Source organism: Ensifer sp. 22521, from assembly GCF_052044795.1.
Taxonomy (GTDB): domain Bacteria; phylum Pseudomonadota; class Alphaproteobacteria; order Rhizobiales; family Rhizobiaceae; genus Ensifer.
Window position 1 is genome coordinate 179,776 of record NZ_JBQENM010000004.1, and the last position, 24,149, is coordinate 203,924.

Annotated in this window: 24 protein-coding genes; 7 read left to right on the top strand and 17 right to left on the bottom strand. The window is 58.4% G+C overall.

From position 1 onward, the window contains the following. Positions 1 to 10 precede the first annotated feature (10 nt). The 17 genes from ACTJKE_RS06905 to ACTJKE_RS06985 all read right to left on the bottom strand — a co-directional run bounded on the left by ACTJKE_RS06905 (position 11) and on the right by ACTJKE_RS06985 (position 16,850). Entirely contained in the window at positions 11 to 748 is a 738-nt protein-coding gene (locus ACTJKE_RS06905; RefSeq protein WP_060520447.1) for a transcriptional regulator NanR, read from the bottom strand. 96 nt (positions 749 to 844) lie between these two features. Continuing rightward, positions 845 to 2,122, bottom strand: coding sequence for a TRAP transporter large permease (locus tag ACTJKE_RS06910; protein WP_060520446.1), 1,278 nt, complete (start codon positions 2,120 to 2,122; stop codon positions 845 to 847). 5 nt (positions 2,123 to 2,127) lie between these two features. Then, positions 2,128 to 2,670: a TRAP transporter small permease gene (locus tag ACTJKE_RS06915; RefSeq protein ID WP_440691532.1), complete on the bottom strand. Its 543-nt coding sequence runs from the start codon at positions 2,668 to 2,670 to the stop codon at positions 2,128 to 2,130. 25 nt (positions 2,671 to 2,695) lie between these two features. Beyond that, a complete protein-coding gene (locus ACTJKE_RS06920; protein ID WP_063891218.1) occupies positions 2,696 to 3,715 on the bottom strand; it encodes a DctP family TRAP transporter solute-binding subunit in 1,020 nt (339 codons plus the stop codon). A 36-nt stretch (positions 3,716 to 3,751) separates the two neighbouring features. Continuing rightward, the gene (locus ACTJKE_RS06925) at positions 3,752 to 4,621 is read right to left on the bottom strand and encodes a 3-keto-5-aminohexanoate cleavage protein (RefSeq protein WP_060520443.1); all 870 of its coding nucleotides are present in this window, start codon (positions 4,619 to 4,621) and stop codon (positions 3,752 to 3,754) included. Positions 4,622 to 4,650: 29 nt separating this feature from the next. Then, a complete protein-coding gene (locus ACTJKE_RS06930) occupies positions 4,651 to 5,478 on the bottom strand; it encodes a phosphogluconate dehydrogenase C-terminal domain-containing protein (RefSeq protein WP_060520442.1) in 828 nt (275 codons plus the stop codon). A gap of 440 nt (positions 5,479 to 5,918) precedes the next feature. Next, positions 5,919 to 6,566 carry a 3-oxo-tetronate 4-phosphate decarboxylase gene (gene otnC, locus ACTJKE_RS06935; protein ID WP_060520441.1) on the bottom strand — a complete coding sequence of 216 codons (648 nt, stop codon included), beginning with the start codon at positions 6,564 to 6,566 and terminating at the stop codon, positions 5,919 to 5,921. Further along, complete coding sequence (gene otnK / locus ACTJKE_RS06940; protein WP_060520440.1) at positions 6,563 to 7,837, bottom strand: 3-oxo-tetronate kinase; 1,275 nt, start codon at positions 7,835 to 7,837, stop codon at positions 6,563 to 6,565. The genes otnC and otnK overlap by 4 nt, the downstream gene beginning before the upstream one ends. A gap of 4 nt (positions 7,838 to 7,841) precedes the next feature. Further along, positions 7,842 to 9,320 (bottom strand): aldehyde dehydrogenase, encoded by a 1,479-nt coding sequence (locus tag ACTJKE_RS06945; RefSeq protein ID WP_250806551.1) that lies wholly within the window; start codon positions 9,318 to 9,320, stop codon positions 7,842 to 7,844. Positions 9,321 to 9,332: 12 nt separating this feature from the next. Further along, on the bottom strand, positions 9,333 to 10,043 hold the full coding sequence (locus tag ACTJKE_RS06950; RefSeq protein ID WP_250806550.1) for a haloacid dehalogenase type II: 711 nt from the start codon (positions 10,041 to 10,043) through the stop codon (positions 9,333 to 9,335). Then, positions 10,043 to 10,357, bottom strand: coding sequence for a putative quinol monooxygenase (locus ACTJKE_RS06955; RefSeq protein ID WP_250806549.1), 315 nt, complete (start codon positions 10,355 to 10,357; stop codon positions 10,043 to 10,045). The genes ACTJKE_RS06950 and ACTJKE_RS06955 overlap by 1 nt, the downstream gene beginning before the upstream one ends. Continuing rightward, on the bottom strand, positions 10,354 to 11,469 hold the full coding sequence (locus ACTJKE_RS06960; protein ID WP_250806548.1) for an isocitrate/isopropylmalate dehydrogenase family protein: 1,116 nt from the start codon (positions 11,467 to 11,469) through the stop codon (positions 10,354 to 10,356). The genes ACTJKE_RS06955 and ACTJKE_RS06960 overlap by 4 nt, the downstream gene beginning before the upstream one ends. Before the next feature lie 13 nt (positions 11,470 to 11,482). Continuing rightward, the gene (locus ACTJKE_RS06965) at positions 11,483 to 12,193 is read right to left on the bottom strand and encodes a GntR family transcriptional regulator (protein WP_060520435.1); all 711 of its coding nucleotides are present in this window, start codon (positions 12,191 to 12,193) and stop codon (positions 11,483 to 11,485) included. Positions 12,194 to 12,220: 27 nt separating this feature from the next. Continuing rightward, positions 12,221 to 13,081 carry an NAD-dependent epimerase/dehydratase family protein gene (locus ACTJKE_RS06970; RefSeq protein WP_060520434.1) on the bottom strand — a complete coding sequence of 287 codons (861 nt, stop codon included), beginning with the start codon at positions 13,079 to 13,081 and terminating at the stop codon, positions 12,221 to 12,223. Positions 13,082 to 13,110: 29 nt separating this feature from the next. Continuing rightward, positions 13,111 to 14,088 carry an ABC transporter permease gene (locus ACTJKE_RS06975; RefSeq protein WP_060520433.1) on the bottom strand — a complete coding sequence of 326 codons (978 nt, stop codon included), beginning with the start codon at positions 14,086 to 14,088 and terminating at the stop codon, positions 13,111 to 13,113. Further along, positions 14,078 to 15,661, bottom strand: coding sequence for a sugar ABC transporter ATP-binding protein (locus ACTJKE_RS06980; RefSeq protein WP_060520432.1), 1,584 nt, complete (start codon positions 15,659 to 15,661; stop codon positions 14,078 to 14,080). The genes ACTJKE_RS06975 and ACTJKE_RS06980 overlap by 11 nt, the downstream gene beginning before the upstream one ends. Positions 15,662 to 15,719: 58 nt before the next feature. After that, positions 15,720 to 16,850, bottom strand: coding sequence for a substrate-binding domain-containing protein (locus ACTJKE_RS06985; protein ID WP_060520431.1), 1,131 nt, complete (start codon positions 16,848 to 16,850; stop codon positions 15,720 to 15,722). Between the two features lie 477 nt (positions 16,851 to 17,327). Between ACTJKE_RS06985 and ACTJKE_RS06990 the strand changes: the two genes are divergently transcribed. The 7 genes from ACTJKE_RS06990 (at position 17,328) to araD (ending at position 24,144) form a co-directional block, all read left to right on the top strand. Further along, positions 17,328 to 18,830 (top strand): aminoacyl-histidine dipeptidase, encoded by a 1,503-nt coding sequence (locus ACTJKE_RS06990; protein WP_060520430.1) that lies wholly within the window; start codon positions 17,328 to 17,330, stop codon positions 18,828 to 18,830. A 10-nt stretch (positions 18,831 to 18,840) separates the two neighbouring features. Further along, on the top strand, positions 18,841 to 19,311 hold the full coding sequence (locus tag ACTJKE_RS06995; RefSeq protein ID WP_060520429.1) for a cupin domain-containing protein: 471 nt from the start codon (positions 18,841 to 18,843) through the stop codon (positions 19,309 to 19,311). Then, positions 19,308 to 19,712, top strand: coding sequence for a cupin domain-containing protein (locus ACTJKE_RS07000; protein ID WP_060520428.1), 405 nt, complete (start codon positions 19,308 to 19,310; stop codon positions 19,710 to 19,712). Before ACTJKE_RS06995 ends, ACTJKE_RS07000 begins: the two co-directional genes overlap by 4 nt. A gap of 89 nt (positions 19,713 to 19,801) precedes the next feature. Further along, entirely contained in the window at positions 19,802 to 20,875 is a 1,074-nt protein-coding gene (locus ACTJKE_RS07005) for a sugar ABC transporter substrate-binding protein (protein ID WP_250806546.1), read from the top strand. Positions 20,876 to 20,926: 51 nt separating this feature from the next. Beyond that, a complete protein-coding gene (locus ACTJKE_RS07010) occupies positions 20,927 to 22,462 on the top strand; it encodes a sugar ABC transporter ATP-binding protein (RefSeq protein ID WP_250806545.1) in 1,536 nt (511 codons plus the stop codon). Next, positions 22,455 to 23,429 (top strand): ABC transporter permease, encoded by a 975-nt coding sequence (locus tag ACTJKE_RS07015; RefSeq protein ID WP_250806544.1) that lies wholly within the window; start codon positions 22,455 to 22,457, stop codon positions 23,427 to 23,429. Before ACTJKE_RS07010 ends, ACTJKE_RS07015 begins: the two co-directional genes overlap by 8 nt. 10 nt (positions 23,430 to 23,439) lie before the next feature. Continuing rightward, complete coding sequence (araD, locus tag ACTJKE_RS07020) at positions 23,440 to 24,144, top strand: L-ribulose-5-phosphate 4-epimerase AraD (protein WP_060520426.1); 705 nt, start codon at positions 23,440 to 23,442, stop codon at positions 24,142 to 24,144. Positions 24,145 to 24,149: the final 5 nt, after the last annotated feature.

The window sequence follows — 24,149 nt, forward strand, 5'->3', positions numbered from 1 at the left end:
CCTCATGAACTCATGAGGTCTTCGTGACATAGAGATCGCGCGAACGCTCAAGATGGCGCACGAGCGCGTCTTCGGCGAGATCAGCATTCCTTGACCGTATCGCTTCGAGGATATCCTCGTGCTCGGAGAGGGTGATGTCTTCCTTGCCCGATCGGCGCAACAGTTCGATGTGAAACGCCTGTAACCAGCTGAGCATAGCCTCGCTTACGGCGCTGAAGATCGAATTGCGGGTGATTTTGGCAATCTGGGTGTGAAATGCCATGTCCGCGGCGATGAATGCGTCCGGCTGCCCCAACGCCTCTCTCTGCGACCGAAGTGCGGCTTCGAGGAGTTCTATGTCGGTCGAGGTCGCCTTGTGTGCCGCCTCCCGCACCACCCCGCGCTCGAAGAACAGGCGCGCGGCTTTAAGGTCCTCCAGATTGCTCGGCGAGCCCGCCAAGAGCATCTTGGCGGCGATATCTACCTGCTTTATCAAGGACTTTGCGGTCAAGGGAACGACCCTGGACCGCTCGCCGTGCGAGATCTCGATCAGCCCGTGTGACGCGAGGGCTTGCATCGCTTCCCGGACTGCGGGACGGCCGACCTGAAGTGACTCCATTAGCATCCGCTCCGATGGCACTTCGTCTCCGGGTTTGAGCTCTCCGATCTCGATGAGGTGCTTGAGTTTGTCAAATACCGCATCGGACAGCTTTCTCCGGGTGATGGGAGCAAGCCCCTCGATTGGCTTTTCTGTATGCCGGATGACCATATGTCGGACCCTGTACTTTTCCGCTTAGTGCACAAGTCCCCATTCCTCGAGACAAGAGCGTCGCGGAGTCGGCGTCGCGTCCGACTCCGCACGCCGTTACCGCATCCAGTCCAAGGGCATCGTCACGATTTGAGGGACGAGCAGCAGGAGGATGAGCACGGCGGTGTGCGCGACCAGGAATGGATTGGCACCTCGAATGACATCTTCCATTTTTACTCGCGTAACGCCAGTGACTGCGTTGAGAACGGTCCCGACCGGGGGCGTGATGAGCCCGATCGAGTTGGCGATGATGAAAATGATGCCGAAGTAGATCGGATCAATCCCGGCCTCCCTCACCACGGGCATCAGAACGGGTGTGAGAATGAGGATCGTCGGCGTCATGTCCATCGCAGTCCCGACGAGGAGAACGATAATGACGATCACAAACATCAGAAACTGCGGGGAGCCAACCAATGGTGCAAGAAGATCGCTTAGCATCACCGGAAGATCGGCGATCACGATCAGCCACGACGTAACCACCGCCGCCCCGACGAGGAACATCACCATGGCAGTGCTTTTTGCCGCCGACACGAACACCTCGAACAGAGCGGAAAGGCTTAACTCGCGATAAACCACGACAGAAACGAATATGGCGTATACGGCCGCAACTACCGCGGCCTCGGTCGGCGTGAACACGCCAAGTTTCAAGCCGAAAACGATGATGACGGGCATGAGGAGTGCCCATCCGGCACGGCGCACGTTGGTTAGTACTGTTTTTCCGGATGCGCGGGCCGGAAGTTCTACCTTTTCCTTGTTGGCAAGATAGAACCAGGTGGCCGTCAGCCCCATCGCCATCACGATGCCGGGAACGATGCCTCCGAGGAAAAGCCCCGTAATAGAAACGTTCGCGGTAACGCCGAACAGCACCAAGCCGATGCTCGGAGGGATCACTGGCGCAATGATGCTCGACGACGCTACCAGGCCGGCTGACCGTGCTGGCTGATGACCCGCTGCGACCATGGCCGGAACAAGCAGCGCTGCGAGGGCGGCAGCGTCGGCGATCGCCGATCCTGATATCGCGGATAGCAAGGTCGCGGAGATTATGACGACGTACCCGAGACCGCCGCGCAGGTGGCCGACGATGGAAAGCGCCAGATCGATGACGCGGCGAGAAAGTCCACCACGGTTCATGACCTCCCCGGCCAGCATGAAGAAGGGCACAGCCATCAGCGGGAAACTGTCGACGCCGCCGACAAGGTTCTGGGCGATAATCTGAGAATCGAACAAACCCAGCTGTAGCATCATCGCGACTGCCGAGATGAGGAGCGCGAATGCGATTGGCATCCCCAGTGCCATGGCGGCCAGAAGTGAGCCGAGAAAAACAACGATGATCATTGGCGTCACTCCACGATGTAGCCGGACTGCGTCGAATCCGCATCCGGCGGACCACCGTGGCGAATGACATCGACCAATTGAACGAGCAGAATTGCGATCGAGGCGATGCCGAAAATGACACCTGGCAAGTAGTAGACGAGCATTGGCAGGCCGGTCGCCGGCGCGTGCGCGCCAAGGTTTAACCAGCTTTGCTCGTAGCTACCCTTCAATATCAGCCAGGAAACGCCGACCATCATGAGCGCGCTGGCGATGTTGCAGGCCGATTGCATCGGGCGGGGAAGGGAGTGAAGGATGCCTTCCATGGCTATATGACCGCGCTCGTAGAGCGCCAATATGGAGCCGATGAAAACCAACCATACATAGAACCATCGCGATAGTTCTTCCGAAAAGGAAAGCCCGCTGTTGGCGGCGTATCGGAGAACCACGTTTGTGAACGTAAGAACAACCATGCCCATCAGCAGAAGCGCGATGGCGGTGCGGACGATCCGCGTAAGCAATAGTGTAGTGTTTTGCATCTCGGTGCCTCGTAGGTCTTGCGGACGCGCCACGAAGTAGCGCGTCGCCGGGAAGGGCTTAGTTGGCCTTCCTCATTTCCTCGAGCGCCTTGAGAGCGCTGTCGACGGTCTCGCGGCCGATCCGATCGGCATGCTTGTCGTAGACGGGTTTCAGGGCTTGTTGGATACGGCCTAGCTCTTCTGGCGAAAGTCCGTTGGCCTCCATGCCTTCCGCAACAAGGCTTTCCTTGAGCTTGGGGTCATTCTCCCTGTTTTTGCCCCGCTCGAACGCGCGGGCCTCTTCACAGCCCTTCCTGAGAAGGTTGCGCTCATCTTCGTTCAGCTGGTCCCAGAGGCCCTTGCTTGCGAGCACGACTGCGGCACCGTAGATGTGCCCCGTTTCGCTGACGTATTTTTGAACCTCGTAAAATCTGCTGGTCGAGATGCTGTTATGGGGCGTTTCCTGACCATCTATCGCGCCCGTCTCGAGCGCCGAATAGACCTCCGTAAAGGCCATCGGAACAGCGTTGGCTCCGAGAGTGTTGAAGGTGTCGATAAATACCGGGTTTTCAATGGTCCTGATCTTTAACCCAGCGAAATCTTCGAGCTTCATGATCGGGTGTTTGTTGTTCGTTACTTGACGAAAACCGTTTTCCCAGTAGCAGAGGCCGATAAGGGAGTTCTCTTCGAGCTTTCCAAGAATGTCCGATCCGATCTCGCCATCAAGGATCGCGTCCGCTTCTGCGTGCGTGCGGAAAAGATAGGGCATATCGAAGAGGCCGAAGGCAGGGACGGTCGTCGCTGCGGCCGCGGTGGAGACTACCGCGAGTTGGATCACGTTACCCTTTGCCCCGGAGATGGACTGAACCTCGGCTCCAAGCAGACCGTCAGAATAGCCTTTAAGCTGGATTTTGCCGCCGGATTTCTCGTCGAGCCATCTTTCCAGGAATTCGACGCCTGCTCCGTAAGAGTGTGTCTTGGGGACAACGTAACTCAACTTGAGTTTGTGCTCGTTGTATTCTTGGGCCTTGGCTGGAACGGCAACGGCCGCAGCCAAGGACAGAGCTTTCAGTAAGCTAGATGCTAGAGATGCCTTCATTTTCTCCTCCCGAGTGATTGAATGGCATGGGTTTGGTTAGGCTAGAATCCTCCGCGCCTCCTTCGTCGAAGCCACTGTCCCTCCGGCGGCTTCGATTGCCTTCGCCGTGGCCTCCACCAAGGCGAGGTTTCCTGTTGCCGAGCCGAGATCGAAATCCTCCAGTCCGGCCCGCACATGTCCTCCCCGTCTCACGACTTCCGGCACAAGCGGAAGGACGTTCGTTCCCAATCCCGCCACCATCCAAGGCGCTGAAATCCCGAGCTCACGGTAGAGCTCCATGTAGGCAAGGAGGGCGTAAGTGCGGGGCGGGAAACCGAAGGTCAGTTGCTCCGAGAACATGAACCGGTATATCGGTTTTTTCAGACGCGGGTTCTGGCCGACCAAGTGGTGCGCGAGCCGCAGGTATCCCGGGTCGTAGATGGCCATGGTCGGGTTCAGCCCGCACTCCGCCGCCACCTCCAGCCCGTGTCGTATGGCCGCGGGCGTGTTGATATCCACGACCGCGTCGTCAAGATTGCTGTCGGTGTACCGGACGAGGTTAGTTGACCCCGGATCGACGATGAGCCAGTCGAGCTTTCGACGCCGGCCGAGAGCTGAGAAATGGTCGTATCGCCGCTTGCCTGAGTTCGCCTGAATGGCCTCCGAATTGCTCATGTAGCGGATGGCGGGGTAGATCAACGCGTCCGTTTCGGCACGGATGCCGGTGATGATTTGCTCGATCACCGCGAGTTCGGTGGTCTGGTCACCCGTTTCGACATCGTAGGCATGGAAATGGACGACCGAAGCCCCGGCCTTGCAGCAAGCGATCGCGTCCTCGATAATCTCATTCGCTGCGATCGGTATCCTCGGTTGCCGCTTTCGGGTCCATGGACCGTTCAAGGCGACCTCGATGATCGTCGTATTCATGTTCTGGAACTCCGTCTTGGAAGTGGAGGTCAGGTGATGCGGCGGATGCTTTCCGCAATCTCCCTCGGCTCGAAAACCTTCTTCCAGTCGTCTTTCATCAGCACTGGGATGCCGAATTCGATCGCCTTGTTGCAGGCGTCGGAGAACACGCCGGGCGTCTCCTCGAAGATCACCGCACCGAGAACATTCATGTGGCCCAGTAGAAAGTCGCGGGCCGCTTCTTTCGGCACCCCGCGGGCCACGCATTCGTCCATCGCCTGACGCATGACGTAAAGCAGCGACGCGCACACCGTCTCGGAGAGGCCTGGCTCCAGCAGTGCGATTTGGTCAACCGTTACCCTGTGCGAGCGCATCACCGGAGCCCAGATGACCTTGGCCACTTCCTCCCCGAGCGCCCAGTGCTCTTCGGGCCCCTGCATAAGGGCGGAAACGATGTGCTGCTTGGCTGCCACGCCGCCGAAAAAGTCGCGCTTCGCGGTGAGATCGGTCTCGTCGTTGAAGATCGGCGGGTGGCAGGGATGGGTGACGAAATAGGTGAGGTCGCCGCGGTTCGGCAGGTGTCCGGCCGCGGGCGCGGCGGCATCTAGCGCGATGACGATCGTACCCGGCCGGAGTTTCCGTTCAATGCCCGCAGAGACTTTGCCGATTGCCGTGTCCGGCACGGCAAGGATCACCACATCGACGCCGTCAAGGGCGTCATCGACTTCCACTGTACCAAGTCCAAGTTCACTTTTGAGGCGTTCTTTGCCTTCCGCGCTCACCTCGACGTGCCGGACGTCGAACCTCGAGCCCTTGAGGTTTTTGGATAGACGGCAACCCATTTTGCCACCTGCCCCAAACAGTGCGATCGCAGTCATCAAATCCTCCATGCGTTCTATGACGTATGAGGTAATACCTATACTGGTATAATGAGTCAATAAGCGTGTTCGCGCGTTGCTTTAAGGAACATAGAGAGGACTGAAGGCGTGATCAGCGTACGACTTTGCTGGAAGAAGGATTCGCACTACCTAAAGCGCAACAGCGGCACTCGTAGGCATCACAATGACACTCGAGGATTTCACTGCAACACTGAACGGCTCCACCTTTTGGTGCCTCATCGACGAAGCCTGGGAACAAGATCCGCCGTTAGAGAGCCACCTGGAGACGAACAATCCGTTCCGGGAGGCCCGCGAGAAATGGATAAACGGGTACTATTTCGTCGAAGTATAGGCCGTTAGCCGCTGGCTCACGACCAGAGCGCATATGGCCTCATCATTATCTACTGGTCGACGGCCGTGATTGAGAAAATAGGGCTCGCTTATTTCGAGCGGTCCAGGAGCGCCTCTTTTTGGTCCGCGGTAAGGGGGCGAACGTCGCGGTTTTGTAGAAGAAGAAAGAGCTTGGCTGTCTCCTCCAGTTCTTCGATGGCATACTGCGCGTCCTCAAGCGTTTTGCCAGCGACGACGGGCCCGTGGTTCGCCATAAGGATGGCATGGTGTTTCTCGGCTGCCGCGCCGACTGCTGCCGCGAGGGCTTCGTCACCCGGCGGATAATAGGGCACCAACGGGAGGGTTCCGACGCGCATGACGTAGTATGCCGTGAGCGGTGGAAGCACGTCGCGCTCGTCGACATCCATTAGAATGCTGGCAGCGACGGAATAGGTGGAATGCAGATGAACGACGGCGCTTCGTGCCTTGCCGGCGCAATACATGCATTTGTGCAGAAACGCCTCCTTGGTTGGCTTGTCGCCGCCTACATGGACACCCTCCGCTGAAAAGAGCGAGAGCCGCTCGGGCTCAAGCATTCCAAGGGATGCGTTGGTAGGGGTCATCAACATGCGGCTGTCTGAAAGTCTCACGCTGATGTTTCCGGTCGAGCCCGAAGTCAGGCCTCGGTCGAATATGGACTTACCGGCCTTCGCGATGCTGTCGCGGGTTCTGGTTTCCTCGGATACTATAGCCGTCATTGAATTCTTTCCCAGGCGTCCACGAAAAACTCTCGCCCTCCAAAATTTCCCGACTTCAGCGCTAGCCATATCTGCCCGGAACTGAGCGGTGCGCTGACCCACGGCACGCCGGGGGCGATCTCGTTGCCGATATCAAGTCGATTTATGCCAAGGTGTTTGACGACAGCTCCCGACGTCTCGCCGCCAGCGACGATCAATTCGGAGACTCCGAGATCGACGAGGGATCTGGCAATCCGCGCAAGTGTGCTTTCGACCATTTCGCCGGCTTCGGCCACACCGAATCTCGATTGGTTTGCTTTCACTTCCTCCGGATTTGCTGTCGCGTAGAAAAGAATGGGCTTGCGGCCGAGCCTGCCAGCAGCCCACTTGAGCGCCTTGGAAAAGACGTCTTCGCCCGATGCGAGCGATGCGACGTCCACCTTGAAGCCTTCATGGTCTCTGAGCATCGCCTCCACTTGGCCATTAGTCGCTACCGAGCAACTGCCCGATACCACGGCCCTCGATCCCACTGTGTTCGAGTATCCCGGCCTGCTTTCCACATTCCGCCGATCCTTAAACAGGACCGTTGCCAGTCCGAAAGCTAAGCCGGACGCACCCGTCAGGAGTGGTGCGTCGGCGAAAGCTTGGGCGATGATTTCGAGGTCTTCATCGGCAATGGCGTCCACAATCGCCACTCCAATGCCGTCGGCCTCCGCCTTGGACGCCCAGTCGCGCACGTCAGCTGCCCCCCTGATGACCGTATCTCGATAACAGGGGGCAACTCGATGTTTCGTCTGCGAGGTGAGGACCCGTACAAGGTTCGAATCCGTCATCGGGGTGAGCGGATGGTCCTTCATACCGGACTCGTTGAGCGGGACGTCGCCGACGAAAAGGTTGCCCTTGTAAATCGTGCGGCCATTTGCTGGAAACGCTGGGCAAGCGATAGTGAAGCCGCTGGCCAACTCCTCAAGCATGGCATCGATTACGGGCCCGATGTTACCGTTGGCTGTGGAGTCGAATGTCGAGCAGTACTTGAAGTAAATCCTCTCAGCACCTCGGTCGCGTAGCCATCGGAGTGCGGCCAGAGACTGACTAACCGCCTGATGGGAAGCGATGGTGCGCGTTTTGAGCGCGATAACGATAGCATCGGCGTCGATCGACAACCCGCCCTCGGGGATGTCGATCAGAACCGTGGTCTTCATGCCTGACTTGGCAAAGATCCCGGCAACGTCGGTTGCGCCTGTGAAGTCATCCGCCACGCAACCAATGAGAAGTTTCCTTTGCTTCGTCATCGTGTCACCGCATGATGAAGGGGTTCGCGACGCTTTCCGCAGTCGAGATCATTACGCTCTTGGTCTGTAGATAGTTCTGAATCGAAGCCATACCGTTCTCGCGACCGATGCCTGAGTGCTTGTATCCACCGAGTGGCGACATGTAGCTGATAGCGCGATACGTGTTCACCCAGACCGTCCCTGCTTGGATGGCGGCAGAAACGCGCAGCATGCGCCGCATATCCTGTGTCCAGAATCCCGCGGCCAGGCCGTAATTGGTGTCGTTCGCGATTTGGATCGCTTCCTCTTCAGTGTCGAACGGAATAACCGAAAGAACCGGACCGAACACTTCCTCTTGGGCGATGCGCATATGGTTTCGGACGCCAGCAAAGATCGTTGGCTCGACAAACCAGCCATTTTCAAATTCAGGTGCGGAAGGCCTGCCACCTCCGAGAAGGCATTCGGCTCCTTCGGCCTTGGCGATCTCGATGTAGCCGAGAATTTTCTCGAGCTGAGGTGGGGTGGTAACCGGGCCGACCTGTGTCGCGGTCGACAGGGGATCACCCATCCGCGCGGTCCTTGCCAGGGCGATCACCTTCTCGAGAAACTGGTCGTGGATTTTGCGCTCAACAAGCAGGCGAGACCCCGCGATACAGGTCTGACCCGTCGCCGCGAAGATCCCGGAAATAACACCATTTACCGCATTGTCGATCTCGGCGTCGGCGAACACGATATGCGGGCTCTTCCCGCCGAGTTCCAGCGTAACCTTTTTGAAATTGCGGGCCGCCAGCTCGCCAATCTTCCGGCCCGTCCCCTCGCTACCCGTGAAAGCGATTTTCGCGACGTGTCTGTGCGTTGTCAGTGTCTCACCGACATCCGCGCCGAAACCCGTCACGACATTGAAGACCCCGGCCGGGAACCCGGCCTGCTCTACAAGCTCGGCGAACTCAAGCGTGGATGCGGACGTGAATTCCGAGGGCTTCGCAACAAAGGTGTTTCCGGCCGCGAGCGCAGGCGCAAGCTTGTAGGCAAGGAGCAATAGCGGCGAATTCCAAGGCGTGATGCCGACGCAAACACCGAGTGGTTCGTTGCGGGTGAAGTTGAACGTCTCCGGCTTGTCGATCGGAATGACCGCGCCTTCGATCTTGTCGGCAAGGCCCCCGAAGTAATAATACCACTGTGGAATATACTTCAGCTGGAACAGCATCTCGTTGATAAGCTTGCCGTTATCCGTTGTCTCTGTCGTCGCTAGCCGCTCGGCGTTCTCGGCAATCAGATCGCCGAGTTTCCTCAGGAGGTGCCCCCGGTCGCTTGCGGTAAGTTTTGGCCATGGGCCGGACGTGAACGCCCTTTGCGCAGCTTCCACTGCGCGTTCGGCATCCTGCTTGTCGCCCTTGGGTATCAGCGCCCAGGGTTTCCCGGTGAAAGGGTTGTGGGTTTTGAAGGTCTCTCCCGTTGAGGAGTTCTCCCACTTGCCGTCGATGAACATCTTGTAGGTTTGCATTTGCATATTCCTTTAGCAGCCGAGCTGGACCGCAAGGTCGTTCAGGTCGCTCGCGACATAGTCCCAGTCCTGTTCGGCCTGCAGATCGGTCGTCTGTCCAGGCCCGTATTCGGTGGGACGGGGAATAAAAGCGGTCTTGAGACCCTGGCCCCGCGCCGCGGCAAGATCGTAATTGTGTGCCGCACACATCATGACAGCTTTCGGCTCGAGGTAGAGCATCTTGCACACGCCGAGATATGTCTCCGGGTCAGGTTTGTAGTGACGGAAGAGCTCGCACGAGAACACGTTGTCCCACGGCAGATCGGCGTGCTTGGCCATGTTCACGAGGATTGCGACGTTGGCATTCGAAAGGGGGCCGATAATAAATTCCCGTTTGAGTCGATGCAGGCCGGACGATGCATCCGACCAACCGGCGAGCCGATGCCACACCTTGTTGATGTGCAACATCCTTGTTTCGTCGAGGAGGGGAAGCCCCATCTCTTCGAACACGGCCTTCAACGCCTCGAGGTGAAGCTCGTCGAGGTTCGTCCAGGGAAGCTCACCGCTCCGGACGCGCGCCTTCTGCGGATTGTAGCGGTCGCGCCAGCGATCGACCAACTCGGCCCAGTCGGCGTTGACGCCCTGCTGCTCACCCCAGACACCGAGATCGTTGATGATCGAGCCGCGCCAGTCGACGACGGTCCCAAAAGTGTCGAACACGATCGCCTTGATTTCCTGAGCCATTAGTTACCTCCGTCCTCAGATGCGGGGACGCGCTGAAAGGTTTCGACATTCTTTTCTATGATCCACGGTCCGGATACCTCGTTGAAGCGCTGGAAGTGAGGACTCGCCAGATGAGCATCGAAGGCGACGCGATCTTGATAGACCTCATAGAGATAGACGCGGTTTGGCTGCCTTGGGTCTTGGCAGACGTCGAACACGGAACAGCCGGGCTCGTCGCGCAACGACGTGGCAGCGTTTTCGATCATGGCCGGGAGGAACCCGCCCATGCATCCGTCACGAATCTGGAAATCGACCACGACAACGTACCCGGTCATGCGACCTCCTTCCGGACAGCCGACAACGAACTGATCACTGACCTCGTCATCTCGCTGCAGTTGGCAGTGCCGCCATATTCCATCGGAACGGCCAGTTTCGTGGACAGCGTGTGTTCGACAGCTGCCTCGATCATTCGCGCTGCGTCGGCCAGCTTCTCGTCACGGTGACGGGTCGCCAGCCAGTCGAGCATCATCGCTCCGGAAAGGATCATTGCGCAGGGGTTAGCGAAGCCCTTACCCGCTATGTCCGGGGCAGTGCCGTGAGCTGGCTGGAAGAGACCGTATTTCTCGCCGATGTCGGCCGACGGAGCCATCCCCATGCCACCGATCAGGCCTGCCGCGAGGTCGGAAAGGATGTCGCCGAACATGTTTTCGGTAACAAGGACGTCGAGTGTCCAGGGCTTTTTCACCATGGTCAGCGCGAGAGCGTCGACGTAGGCGTGGTCCTTCTGAAGGCCTGAATGGCGCGCGGCTACTTCGTCGAAAACCTTGCGGAAGAAGGCCATCGAACTGAAGACGTTTGCCTTGTCGACGCAGGTGACGATACCCGCTTTGCCGCGGCGCTTGCGCTGAGCCGCCAATTGAAATGCAAACTCCGAGACGCGCTCCGTGCCCGCGCGCGTAATCTGCATCGTGTCGTAGGCTTCGGCATCGTCGATGATCTCGCCTTTGCCACGGGCGTAGAAGAGGCCCTCAGTCTGTTCGCGGATGAGCACGAAGTCGATGCCTTCGGCGCGGGGGTCCGTCAGTACCCTTGGAAGCCCCGGAAACCAGCGGATCGGTCGCACACCGGCGAATAGCCCGAGTTCCATTCGCAGATCCAGTTGAGGGATGATCTCTGTTCCATCAGGAAAACGAATATCCGGCCACCCCATCGCGCCGAACAGGATCGCATCGGACGACTTGCACGCGTCGAGGGTTGTTGTCGGGAGTGCTTCTCCAGTTTCAGCGTAGTATTGAGCGCCGGCGTTATGGACCTCGAAGGCCATCGGTGCAGCACCGACAGTGGAGACCGCAGCCGCAAGGACGTCCATGCATGCGGGCATTACTTCTTTGCCGATGCCGTCTCCGGGAAGGACTGCGATCGTGAGCGACTGGTTCGAGATAGTCATGGCTGTACCTTGTTCAGAGATGATTGAGGCCGAGGTGGTCGAGGAGCGCTAGCAACTCTCGACCAGCTCTTTCGCGATGTGCCTTGTGAATGGTCCGTGCCTTCTCTCGATCACCCTCCCGAATGGCTTCCACCAGTTGGGCATGCTCGCGGGTCGAATTCACCGGCTTGGGCCGCATTTTGAGTGTCAGCATGCGGACTCGGTGCGCCCGATCGATGAAGTTGAGGACCACGGATTTGAGCATTTGGTTGCCGCCAAGCTCCAGAAGTTGTTCGTGGAACCGTGCGTCAGCCTGCGCCCATCGCTCGAGGTCGTCCTCGTCGAGCGCCTTGTCCATGTCCGCGGTAGCCCTCTCGAGGCCCTCTAGCTGCTGGTCGGAAAGGTTCCGGCTTGCGGCAAGCTCAGCGGCCGTGCTTTCGAGCGACGTGAGGATATCGTAGATTTCCTTCATGTCGGCCGACGACACCGGAAGGACGCGCATACCGTGACGCGGAATGACGGAAACCAGACCGTCCTGCTGGAGCCGCATTAAAGCTTCCCTGATAGGTGTTCGGCTCATTCCTAGTCTGGATGCCACTTCCTGCTCGGTCGCCTGGAAGCCCGGCGGCCATTTGTTATCGAGGATCAACTGACGGATTTGCAGGTGGGCGGTTGCCGTCATGGTCTTGGAGAACGTCTCTTCCTTCACCTCGGCGTCGATCTCGAGTTTCTCTGTAGGGGCCATGCGCTTTCTCCAGACAATCTGTTGGCGTTAGGAGCCTGCGTATCGACGCCAGCTGTGCTCGGGCTTGTATCCCAGAAGGGATTTTGCTTTCTCGATCGAGAGCAACGTCTCGTTGTCGGCGACCCTTTTGCTGAATGGCACACCCGGATAAAACTTCTCTACGAGGACCGTGTTGCGCGTGGTCATCACGCCGTCTTCGTTTGCGATGATGAAGACTTCGGCACCCGTTGCGGACCACTCGAGAGATTTCCGGATTGCCTGCGCACCATCGCGTGCGTCGATGTAGGTCCAGAGGTTGAAGCGCCTGCTGCCGGGGTTCTTTTCGAAATCCGGAAACGACGCGTACTCGCTCTCGTCCATCACGTTGGAAAAACGTAGGCAGACGATCTTGAGGTCCTTGTCCCAGCGGCAGAACTGCCTGGCCATCTCCTCTCCCAGATGCTTCGAGAGCGAGTAAGAAGTTTCCGGACGGGACTCGAAGCTCTCGTCCGCCGGGAAATATTCGGGCTTGATGTCGTAGGGGATACCGAGAAGCGTCTCGCTGGATGCCCAAACGACGTTTTTGATGCCGAGCAGCCTGCATGCCTCAAAGACATTGTAGGTCGAGATCGTATTGATCCTGAACACGTCAGCCGGGGCCACTTTTCCAGGCATAGGAACCGCTGCGAGATGCACCACGGCTTCGGTCTTCCGGTTGTGATCCCAATCGAAGCCCGCGATTGCTTCAAGCGTCGCGCGCATGTCCTCGAAATCGACACGCACGAACGGGCAGAGGTTGTGTTCAGGCTCGACATGATCGGCGTTTATGACGTCATGTCCACTCTCGATCAGGTGCTTGACGGTTGCCCGTCCAAGTTTTCCGCTGCCGCCAGTGACAAGAACTCGCATTATTTTTCCTCCAAAGGATATCTGGAAATTTAGCGGCCGCGTCCGACTGCGACAGCTAGGATGATCAGCGCTCCGCGCGCGATAAGTTGTTGGCTGTATTCAAGGCCCGCGAGGATTAGCCCGTTGTTGATGACGCCGATCAACAACGCTCCGACGATAGAGCCGACTACTGTGCCACGACCGCCGAAGAGACTGGTGCCTCCAAGGACAACTGCGGCAATCACCGAAAGCTCGTCTCCTTCGCCCAGTTGGAAGCGGCCAGACTGCAGGCGACCCGCATAGAGCATTCCGGCGATGGCTGCGGCCACCCCCGTCAAGATGAGAACTTGAAATTTGATCTTCCGGACATCGATACCGCTGTAGCGTGCGGCGACGGGATTTCCTCCCGCAGACATCACCTTGCGGCCGAACGGTGTTTTCCGAAGCGCGATATGCGCTAGTGTTCCCAGGATCGCGACCCACAGCACGAGCACGGGGACGGGACCAATGTTGCCGGACCCAAAGACAAATATGAATGTTTCGTCGATGACCGGAACGGGTGATGTTCCGCTAACCCACATTCCAACGCCCCTGGCGATGCCCATCATGCCGAGCGTGACAAGAAACGAGGGGATGCCGACATAGGCGGTTAGCGCTCCGTTGACGGCACCTACCGCCATCCCGAGGGCGAGCCCCGCTAGAATTCCGGGAATCAGGCCGTATTGGATGAGAACAAGGCCCGCCACAACCGAACTCAGGCCCGCGACAGCGCCGACCGAGAGGTCGATTTCACCTGCTGATAGTACGAAGGACATGGCCATCGCGACTATGGCAACGATCGCCGTCTGACGGATGATGTTGAGCAAGTTGTTTGTCGACAGGAATCCCCGATCTTGCAGAACGATTGCGAAGACGATGAATATCGCGACGAAACCGATGTAGACGACATAGTCCCGCCAATTTCCGAGGATGGAGCTTTTGGCGTGAGCCGAGGCGTCGGCGGTTAGGGTTTTGCCATCAGTGGACATGGTGATTTGCCTTCTGTATCGCGACCTGCAGGCCTAGTTCCGTGCGGATCAGAATAGATTGCGTTTCATCGCCAGTAGTTGTGGCCCAGCTGTCGATCTCGTCGCGCGTGATCTCCCGAGCGAGGCGACCGTTGCTGAGCACAATAATGCGGTCGCTCGTGGCGAGCAGTTCCGCTGGCTCTGACGAAATGACGATGACCGACTTTCCGGCGTCGGCGATGCTGCGGATCAGATCGACGATTTCCGCTTTGGAGCCGATGTCGACACCTGCCGTCGGTTCGTCGAGGATCACGACTGAAGGGTCGATCGCTAGCCATTTGGCGATGACGATCTTCTGCTGGTTCCCACCGGAAAGGTTGCGCACACGGTTCTCGGCCGTTGGCGTCTTGATCCTGAGGCGGGAAATCATGCTCGACGTCAGTTCGTCTTCCTTGCGGCGATCGATCAGGATTCCTCGGGTGACGATATCGATCTGGGGGAGGGAGAGATTGTCCCCGACGCTGTGATCGATGACGAGCCCTTCTTCATGCCTGCTCTCGGGAACCAGCACGATGCCCGCCTTGATTGCGTCGGCGGGTTCCGAGAGTTCGAGCCTGCTTCCATGGAGTTCGATTTCGCCTGAGGTCTTGCGGTCGATGCCGAAGAGAACTCGCGCGAGTTCGCTCCGCCCCGCTCCCATTAGACCCGCGATGCCCAGTACCTCGCCTTTGAACAGGTCGAACGTGACGCCGTCAGGCTTTCCACCGGGACCCGACACTCCACGGACACTCAGGGCTGGGCTGACTGTCCTGTCCACCGTACGGGCACGGTACTCGAATCCGCTCACACGCTTGCCGACCATATGTCGCACGATGCTGTCCAAGGTAAAGTCGGCCACCTTACCTGATGTGACGTTCTGGCCGTCGCGCAGAATGGTTATGTCGTCGGCGATCGTCATGATCTCGGTCATGCGATGCGAGACGTAGATTATGGCAGTGCCTGCAGCCGTCAGCTTCCGCAACATGCCGAAAAGCGTGTCAACCTCCTGGGCGCTCAACGAAGAGGTCGGCTCGTCCAGGATGAGCACTCGTGCATCCTTCGAGATCGCCTTGGCTATTTCGGTGAGCTGCGCCTGGCCCGGACTTAACTTGGACACGGGCGTCCGGGGATCAATGTAGAGATTGAGTTGGGCGATGATATCACCTGCCCGGTTGGCCTCCTCCCTCTCGTCCACCAGCACCGAAAGACGTTTGGGCTCGCGGTTCAGAAAGATGTTCTGCGCAATCGAAAGCGACGGTATGAGGCTGAGATCCTGGAAGATCATCTCGATCCCGAGCCGGCGTGCGTTCTCCGGAGTGCACACTGTCACCGGCTCGCCAAAGACGCTAATTGAACCTTCGGTTGGAGCTACAACGCCTTGAAGGATTTTCAGCAGGGTAGACTTGCCAGCACCGTTTTCGCCGACGAGAGCATGAATGGTGCCAGGTCTGACGTTTAGGTCGACGCCGCGCAGGGCGTGGATCCCTCCGTAGGACTTCTTTATGTCGCTCATGCTGACGGCTGCGACTGCTTCCGTGTCTGATATGTCGGTCATGATGTGTTCCGATCCCGTTAGGGCGGGAAACGGCGATGCACGCCGTCTCCCGTGTCGGTCAGTTCATCGCACTCGTCAGGATGGCGGGAGCTTGATCGCCATTGGAAAGCGGCCATGCCTCAAGGAGGTTGTCGCGCGTCACGGCAAGTGCGGGAAGAACCACGTATGGGGGCGCTTCCTTGCCGAGCAGAGCGTAACCGGCGAGAATACCTTCAGCATACCCGGCGCCGTATGGGCGCTGCGATCCGGTCCCTTTGACATAGCCCTTCTTTGCCATATCGAGCGAAATGTTTACTCCGAGGTCACAGGTTGTGATCACGAGATCGGTCGACGCGCCGACAGAACGGGCTGCAGACAGGACGCCTTCGGTCGGAACGTCCCAAACGGCCCAGATGCCATTGAGCGTCGGATGGGCTGTCAGCATGGCTGATGCTACCCGTTCAGCTTCGCCGGCAAAGTTCGGGCCGCCAACACCGCTCTCTTCGACAACCTTAATGTCAGGGAAGTCCTTGATAGCCTCCTTGAACCCGACAACGCGCTCCTTGGTGGCAAAGAGGTCTGACGCATGCGGGATCAGCCCAACCTCGCCTTTACCCTCGAGCGCCTTCGCCATAAGAAGGGCGGCAACCTTGCCCATGCCACGGTTGTCGGATGAGACCAGGCTGACATAGTCCTTACCGGCCTGCATGCCGGCGCCAGTCTGGTCCAGGAAGACAATCTTGATGCCAGCTGCCGCCGCTTTCTTGTACGCGGCGGCCGTGGCTGACTGTTCCGCGGGTACGCTAATCATGATGTCAGGCTTGAGGGCCATGACGCTTTCGATGTCGGCAACCTGCTGCTCCGCGCGGTAGCCGGCGTCGGTCACCGCCACGATTTCGACGCCAAGTTCATCAAGCGCCTTCTTCTGTCCGGCCATTTGGGCCTTTGCCCAATCGGAGGCCGTATAGTGCATGACGATCGCCGCCTTGGCGTGCTTAGCCTTGATCTGCTCGACCTCTTCCGCGGTCAGCTTGAGGTCGCTGGCAAGCGTCGCGGGCTCACCATTGGGGCCCGGCGCCGGGTTCTTTTCGATTTCGCTGATCTTTTGGCTGATGTCGATCGCGTAGGCTGAATGAGTAATGCAGACGCTTGCCAATAGCGCAGTGGCCAAGGCCAAAGCCCGTGTGGGCTTGCGAAAATGATATGACATTTGACTCCTCCCAAAGTGCGGCAATCGAATGGTCTTATCGATGCATCCGATACCGTATACATTAATGCATAAATTAAGGAGGTCAACGAGCTGCAGCGCCTTCCATGATGAACATGGCTCACTGAGGAGGTGAGCAGAATTCATCGCCCGCCAAGGAGCTCAGCTTTCGGTTATCGTTGGCTTCTCCGCGCGTTGATAGCGCCGGTAAGCGAGGAGTGGCTTTGCTTGCTGTGAAGCGAACAACCTAAGGCGATGAGGTGAGGGTTGGCAGTCAGATGAATTTTCCTCACCTATTTCGCCAAATATTACGTTTGAAATATCGACACGATCGGACGATGTTTTCACCCCGGAGGCAATCGGGATGGAGATCGCCTGAAAAATTGATGTAACGCGTAGTAGAGGAGCGTCCGTGCTGCGGAATAGTCATATTCCGCAAACGGTTAGTTTTTGGGCGACGCTAAAGCTGGAGGAACTATAGTGAATATTTCCGCAAAATCCCCGGACGTTCAGCGTGCAAACGCTGTATTGGCCGGTTTTGAGCCTGCGATCTTCTTCGGATTTTTCGAGGAGCTGAGCGCTATCCCACGGGGTTCGTTCAACGAGAAGCAGGTCAGCGACCATATCGCCGACTTCGCCCGTGCAAGAGGGCTCGAGGTCTACCAGGACGAAATCTGGAACCTGCTGATCAAGAAGCCCGGCACTTCCGGTTATGAAGATGCTCCGACACTGATCCTGCACGGCCATACGGATATCGTTTGCGAAAGCGATGAGGGGGTCGAGCACGACTTTAGGAACGACGGCATCAAGCTGCGCGTCGTCGGCGACTTCATTCACGGCACGGGAACGACGCTCGGTGCAGACAACACGGTTGGCGTGGCGTTTGCCATGTCTCTGCTCGCCTCAGACGACGTCCCGCACCCGCCGCTCGAAGTGGTGTTGACGGTCCAGGAAGAAGTCGGAAAGGGCGGTGCCCAGCACTTCGACGGCTCGAAGCTTACAGGCAAGCGCCTGCTCGATATGAACTGGCACGACCCCAAGTCGTTGTTCGCCGGATGCGCGGGAGACATTTCCGCACGTTTCAAAATTCCGCTCAAGTGGCAAGACCGCGCTGCCGGCCAAAAGACGGCATTGGTTCGTGTTTCTGGACTGAGCAGCGGTCACTCGGAATTCGACATCCACCTTGAGCGCGCGAATGCCATCGTACTCCTCGGCCGTGTGCTGCGGCTGGCGATGAAGAAAGCCGCGATTTCTGTGATCCAGGTCAACGGCGGCGTTAACCGCTACGTAATCCCCGGTGAAGCCGAAGCGTTGATCTCGCTAGATGCGTCTCGCTTGGAAACATTAAAGGGCGCGCTCGAGGCGGAAACAAAGGCGATCGCAGCTGAGTACGCGGTGAGTGATCCTCACCTCAAGGTCACGCTGACAGAGTCCGAAAACGACGCTAGCTCCGTGTTCGCGCCGGAAATCGCCAGCGCGATGATCTCGGCCATGAACCTACTTCCGAATGGCGTCCAGAGCCGAAGCCTTGTCGTCGACAATCTCGTGGAAAGCTCGAACACCGTGGCCCTGCTTTCCAACGACCAGGACCGCATTGAAATCGTGTCGACGATCCCGAGCGCCGTCAGCACGCGCAGGTACAACATCGTGGACAAAATCCGGGAGTTGTCAGAACTCATTGGAAATGGCGCAACCGTTGAAACGTTCGCCGACTGCCCAGAATGGCCGTACAACCCGGATTCTCGGATGCTCGCCGCCGGGCGCGCGGCCTACGAGAGGCAATTCGGCGAACTACCGCATGTCGAGGTTTCTCATTCGAGCCTTGAGCTTGGCCTATTCCGCAAGAAGGTGCCGGACATCGACATGCTCTCCATCGGGCCGGAAGCGTTTGACGTCCACACGACGCGCGAACGCCTGAACCACACGACCGTCGACTCCACCTGGCGTCTGCTCAAGGCGCTGCTGTCGGAACTGAGGACCTGAGGCGTCTGCCATGACCATTCCCGCATACTTCGGAAACTTCCCGTTCCCGCCCGACGCGAAAAGACCGCATCATCTCACGGCGGATCGCTTCAAGATGTTCATCTATACGGGCACGAAGCCGTATACGAGTGACCTGAACTATCTGCTCGCGAGCACCGACAAGATGACGACCGGCATCTATCAGCTTGCTCCGGGTAGCAATTTCGACCCCGCTGACATCCATGCGGGCGACGAGGTCTACTATGTCCTAGAGGGCGAGGTACATCTGCTCAACCCTGAAACAGGACATACGGAACGTATGGGGCCAGGCGACTCCATCTTGATCCCGATGGGCGTGCCGCACCGTGGCTACAATTTTACGGACAAAGCCGCGGTCATCTTGTTCTGCATTGCGCCCAGGATTTGGGACGAGAACGGGCCGCCGACTGGCTATCATGGCGCAACGCGCCTCTTCAAGTCCGAACGGAGGGCCTCCAAATGAGCCTCGAAAAAATCGGACAATACCCGGTCGACGGAACAGAAGCGCGTTCGAGAGGTGCTTTGGTCAAGGTCGCGCGTAAGGATCGGTTGAACCTCATTTTCGGCCAGGACCATCCGGTTCTGATCGAGATGTGTGTGTCGAACGACTACATGCACGTAGGCGAGATAGTGATCCCTGTCGGCGGCGTCGGGCCGCGGGCCAGCGAACCCAACAGCCACGAGGGCGATGCAATCTTTTACGTGCTTGAAGGTCCCGCAACCTTCTATATCGCCGAAGGTGACCAGACGTTTCACATCAGGGATGGAGAGGCTTTCTTCCTACCGGCGGACGTTAGTTATCAGTGCCTGAACTACGGCTCCAAGCCCATTCGCATGGTGTTCACCATCGCGCCTGGCCTCTGAGCTCCTGACCACATCGATCTGACGAATACCTCCGCGGGCTGCGCCCGCGGACGGGAGGACTGTGTCTTGTCACAACCAGGGAGGAATCCGTGACAAATCTGAAACATACCTTTGTCGGAGCCGCCGTTGCGATCGCATCGGTCATTTCGTGTCAATCTGCCTTTGCCCAGCAGCCGGACTACAACGCAGTATTCCCGGGCATATTGATGGACAAGGATATCAAACCGACGGGCCAAGAGATGAAGCCCGCGAAGAAGGATAGTCGCCCGCTCAAGGTGGGTTTCCTTCCGACAGCTATGGACACGTACTACCAGCGCGTCCTTGCCGGCGTGAATGAGGAGATCGACAAGCGTGGGGGCGACGAAGTCATCGAACTTCTCGTCCAGGCTCCGAGCAGCCAGTCCGCCACGGATGACCAGATCAGGACAATGGAAGCCTGGATCAACGACGGCGTCGATGCGATTGCCGTCGCACTCTACAATGAGGGCGCTCTCCTGCCGTCAATTCGACGCGCGACTGAAGCCGGCATCCCGGTTTTTCTGTTCAACTCGCCGGTTGCCGACAATCCCTACTACGTCAGTGATATCGGCTACGACCAGGCCGACGGTGGGCGTGCTCAGGCGCAGTGGATGGTCGACACCTATGGCGACAAGGAACTGAACGTCGGCATTCTTGAGGGTTTGCCGGGCCCACACACCAGCCAGCGTATGAAGGGGTTCAACGAGGTGATCTCGAAGCACCCGAACTTCAAGATCGTTGCGCAGCAGCCTGCGGGTTGGGTTCGTGCGCAGGGTTTGTCGGTCACGGAGAACATGTTCACTGCCCATCCCGACATCGACGTGCTCGTCGCCCTCTATGATGAGATGGCTCTTGGTGGCCTCCAGGCCCTCAAGGCGAAGGGGTTGAACGGAAAGGTAGCCATCGTCGGCTACGAAAACATGAAAGAAGCCAACGACGCGATCCTGACGGGTGACTTTGCTGCGACCGTCGACACGGGAGCGAAGGAGGAAGGCCGAAACATCATCCGTGCCGTCGACGAGTTCGTGATGAAGGGCAATCCGCTTCCTAAGAAGATCTTCATCGCACCGACCACCTACGACGCGAAAAACATCAAAACTTTCAATCAGGACGACTACGTCTACGTCCCCCAGCAGAAGATGTGACCAACCAGGGGCCCTCCCTGGAGGGCCTCTTCTTCCTAAGGGGTGAACGAGATGACGCAGAATCCGCTTCTGGAAATGAAGGGCATCAGCAAGCGTTTCGGTAACATGCTTGCGCTCAACGGTATCAACCTTGTCCTGAATCCCGGCGACGTCCTGGGGCTAGTGGGAGAGAACGGTGCCGGAAAAAGCACGCTCATGAAGATTCTCGCCGGTGCCTATGGCCGCGACGAGGGTACGATTTCCGTTCGCGGCGATGTCGTTGAGCTCGACAGTCCGCGCGCCGGGGCCGACGCCGGCATTGCGATTATTTATCAGGAGCTCAGCCTTTTCCCCGATTTCGACGCGGGCGAGAATGTCTTCGCTGGCCGGGAACTGACCCGCGGGCGGTTCGGCCTCGCTCCGCTGGACCATGCTCGGATGCGCGAAGAGGCTCGCCGCATTCTCACGGAGGATCTTGGCGTTGACGTTCCAGTTGATCGTCCCGTACGCGAACTGAGCCTGTCTCATCGGCAGATGATCGAGATCGCGAAGGCTCTCAGTACGAATGCCGACATCATCATCATGGATGAGCCCACCGAGGCGTTGGAGGAGGCCGAACGCAAGCAACTGTTCGCCGCGATCGAGAGACTTCAGAGCGCCGGAAAGGCGATCATCTACGTCTCCCACCGAATTCAAGAGCTTCTCGGCATCTGTACCCGCGTCATGGTCCTGCGGGATGGCAATACGGTAGCTGACCATCCGACAGCTGGCCTCGACGTCGACAAAGTTGTCGGTGCGATGATCGGTGGCTCTCTCGCAAAGCAGTTTCCTCCCCGCGTCCCGGCGAAGTCCGAACCTTCGTTGGAAGTCCGCGGTCTGACGAAGAGAGGGGCGTTCGAGGACATCTCGTTCACCCTCGCCAAGGGAGAAATCTTCGGCATTGCGGGTCTTGAGGGGTCGGGAAAGAGTGCCCTGCTTCGATCGCTCTTTGGCCAACGTCCTTGCGATGCGGGCCAGATTTCGATCGACGGCCGGAGTGTTGAGATCAAAGGCCCCGTGGACGCGATCCGGGAGAGGATGGCCTTCCTGCCCGCAGAGCGAAAGACCGAGGGTATCTTCCCGCAGAGATCCGTTGCTTGGAACCTGTCGATCGCAAATCTAAGGGCTATCGGAAGAACGACACTCAACCCGGCCAAGGAACGTGAAGTTGCCTCAGGCTACATCTCGAAACTTGGTGTGAAATGCGACGGCCCCGACGCTGAGATCACCTTGCTGAGCGGTGGCAATCAGCAAAAGGTTCTGTTGGCCCGGTGGCTTCTCACAGGACCCAAGATTCTCCTGCTCGAGGAACCCACGCGTGGCGTCGATGTCCGCGCCAAATCCGAAGTCTATGCGCTTGTTCACGCGGCCGCGAAGGAAGGCTGCTCAGTCATCGTCGTGTCCGCAGACAACGCAGAGCTTCTCGGGCTCTGCCACCGTGTCGCGGTGATGTTCGAAGGGAAGATCACAACCGTGGTGGATGCCGCCACGTCGAAAGAAGAGACGCTCGCCCTGCACACCGTCAGGTCGCCGGAAGCTCTTCATCATCATGGAGGAAACAATGTCTGACGTCGCAGCCACCCGCACGTGGCCGGCCCTCAAGTTTGGCCGTAATAGTGGCAACGCCGGCGTGTTCGTCGCGTTTGCCGTCCTGCTCATAGCGCTCGGCTTCGCCGCACCGCGTTTCTTCACAGTGGGCAATCTGACGGATGTGCTCCGACAGGCAGTGCCGATCGCGGTGATCTCCTTTGGCGCGACCTTTGTCATCGGCATGCGTGGTATCGACCTCTCAGTCGGTTCCACGCTCGCTCTCACAGGCCTGGCAACTGCAAACCTTATCGTGCTCGGGTATCCTGTCACGATCGCCTGCGCAGCAGGAATCGCGGTCGGAGCCGTCATCGGCTTCGTGAACGGAATTCTGATCACCAAGATCGGGATCAGCGATTTTATCGCCACCATGGCGGTCATGGTCATCAGCCGCGGAATAGTCATGGTCTACACCCAGGGCATCCCGATTGTCGGAGCTTCGGACCCTTCGTTCCGGGCGATCGGCCAGAGTTATCTGGCAGGGGTTCCCGTTCCCGTGATCCTCACAGTCCTCGTCTTCGCCGTTGTCTACTACCTCATGTATTACACGCGGTTCGGTCGCTTCGTCCTCTCAATCGGAAGCAATCCCGATGCTGCGCACTTGGTCGGAATACCCACCGACAAGGTCAGGATCGCGGTGTATGTCCTTGGCGGTGTTCTCGCGTCATTCGCCGGGGTGCTGCTGACCTCTCGCCTCGAGGCTGCCATGCCGGAAGCGGGACAGGGATATGAACTCGACGTCATCGCCGCCGTCGTTATCGGAGGAACGGGGCTCTCCGGTGGACGGGCCACGCTCGTCGGTACTGCCGTCGGAGCGGTCTTGATGGCGGTCGTCCGCAACGCTCTCAACCTGCTCAACGTGAATACGTTTTGGCACCAGGTTGTCATCGGAACCATCATCTTGATCGCCGTCGCCGCTGACCGGTTCAACCGCCGTCAAAAGTCCTAAGGAGGCGATCGTGAAGTATTCCGAACTACGAAAGTCCGTTCTCGACGCGAACTTCGAACTTTACGATAGCGGTCTCGTGATCTCGACCTTCGGCAATGTCAGTGCCATCGACCGCGAACAGGGCGTAGTGGCGATCAAGCCGAGCGGGGTGTCGTACAAAGCGATGAATGTCGCCGACATCGTCATCACTGACCTAGATGGAAACATTGTAGACGGAGCGCTGCGACCGTCTTCAGACCTGGATACGCATCTCGAACTCTACGTGGCCTTTCCGTCAATCGGCGCTGTCGTGCACACCCATTCGTTTTTCGCGACTGCGTGGGCCCAATCGGGCCAGGGCATTCCGGCGATGGGCACGACCCACGCGGACTATTTCAACGGTACGATTCCCGTCACGCGACAACTCACCGAGGAAGAGATTGGCGCTGACTACGTTCGCAACACGGGGAGGGTGATCGTTGAAGCCTTCGGAAACAACCCGCCGCTGTCGATACCGGCCGCCCTCGTCAACGACCACGGCCCGTTTTGCTGGGGTATCGATGCCGCCGACGCGGTTCACAATGCCGAGATGCTGGAGGCTGTTGCGAGGATTGCGTTTCATTCGCGACAGATCAGCAAGGACGATCCGGAAATCTCGAGCGCGCTTTTGCGGCGCCACTTCCAGCGTAAGCACGGCCAATTGGCAACGTATGGCCAACCTGGTCGGTCAAAGTAGGAACA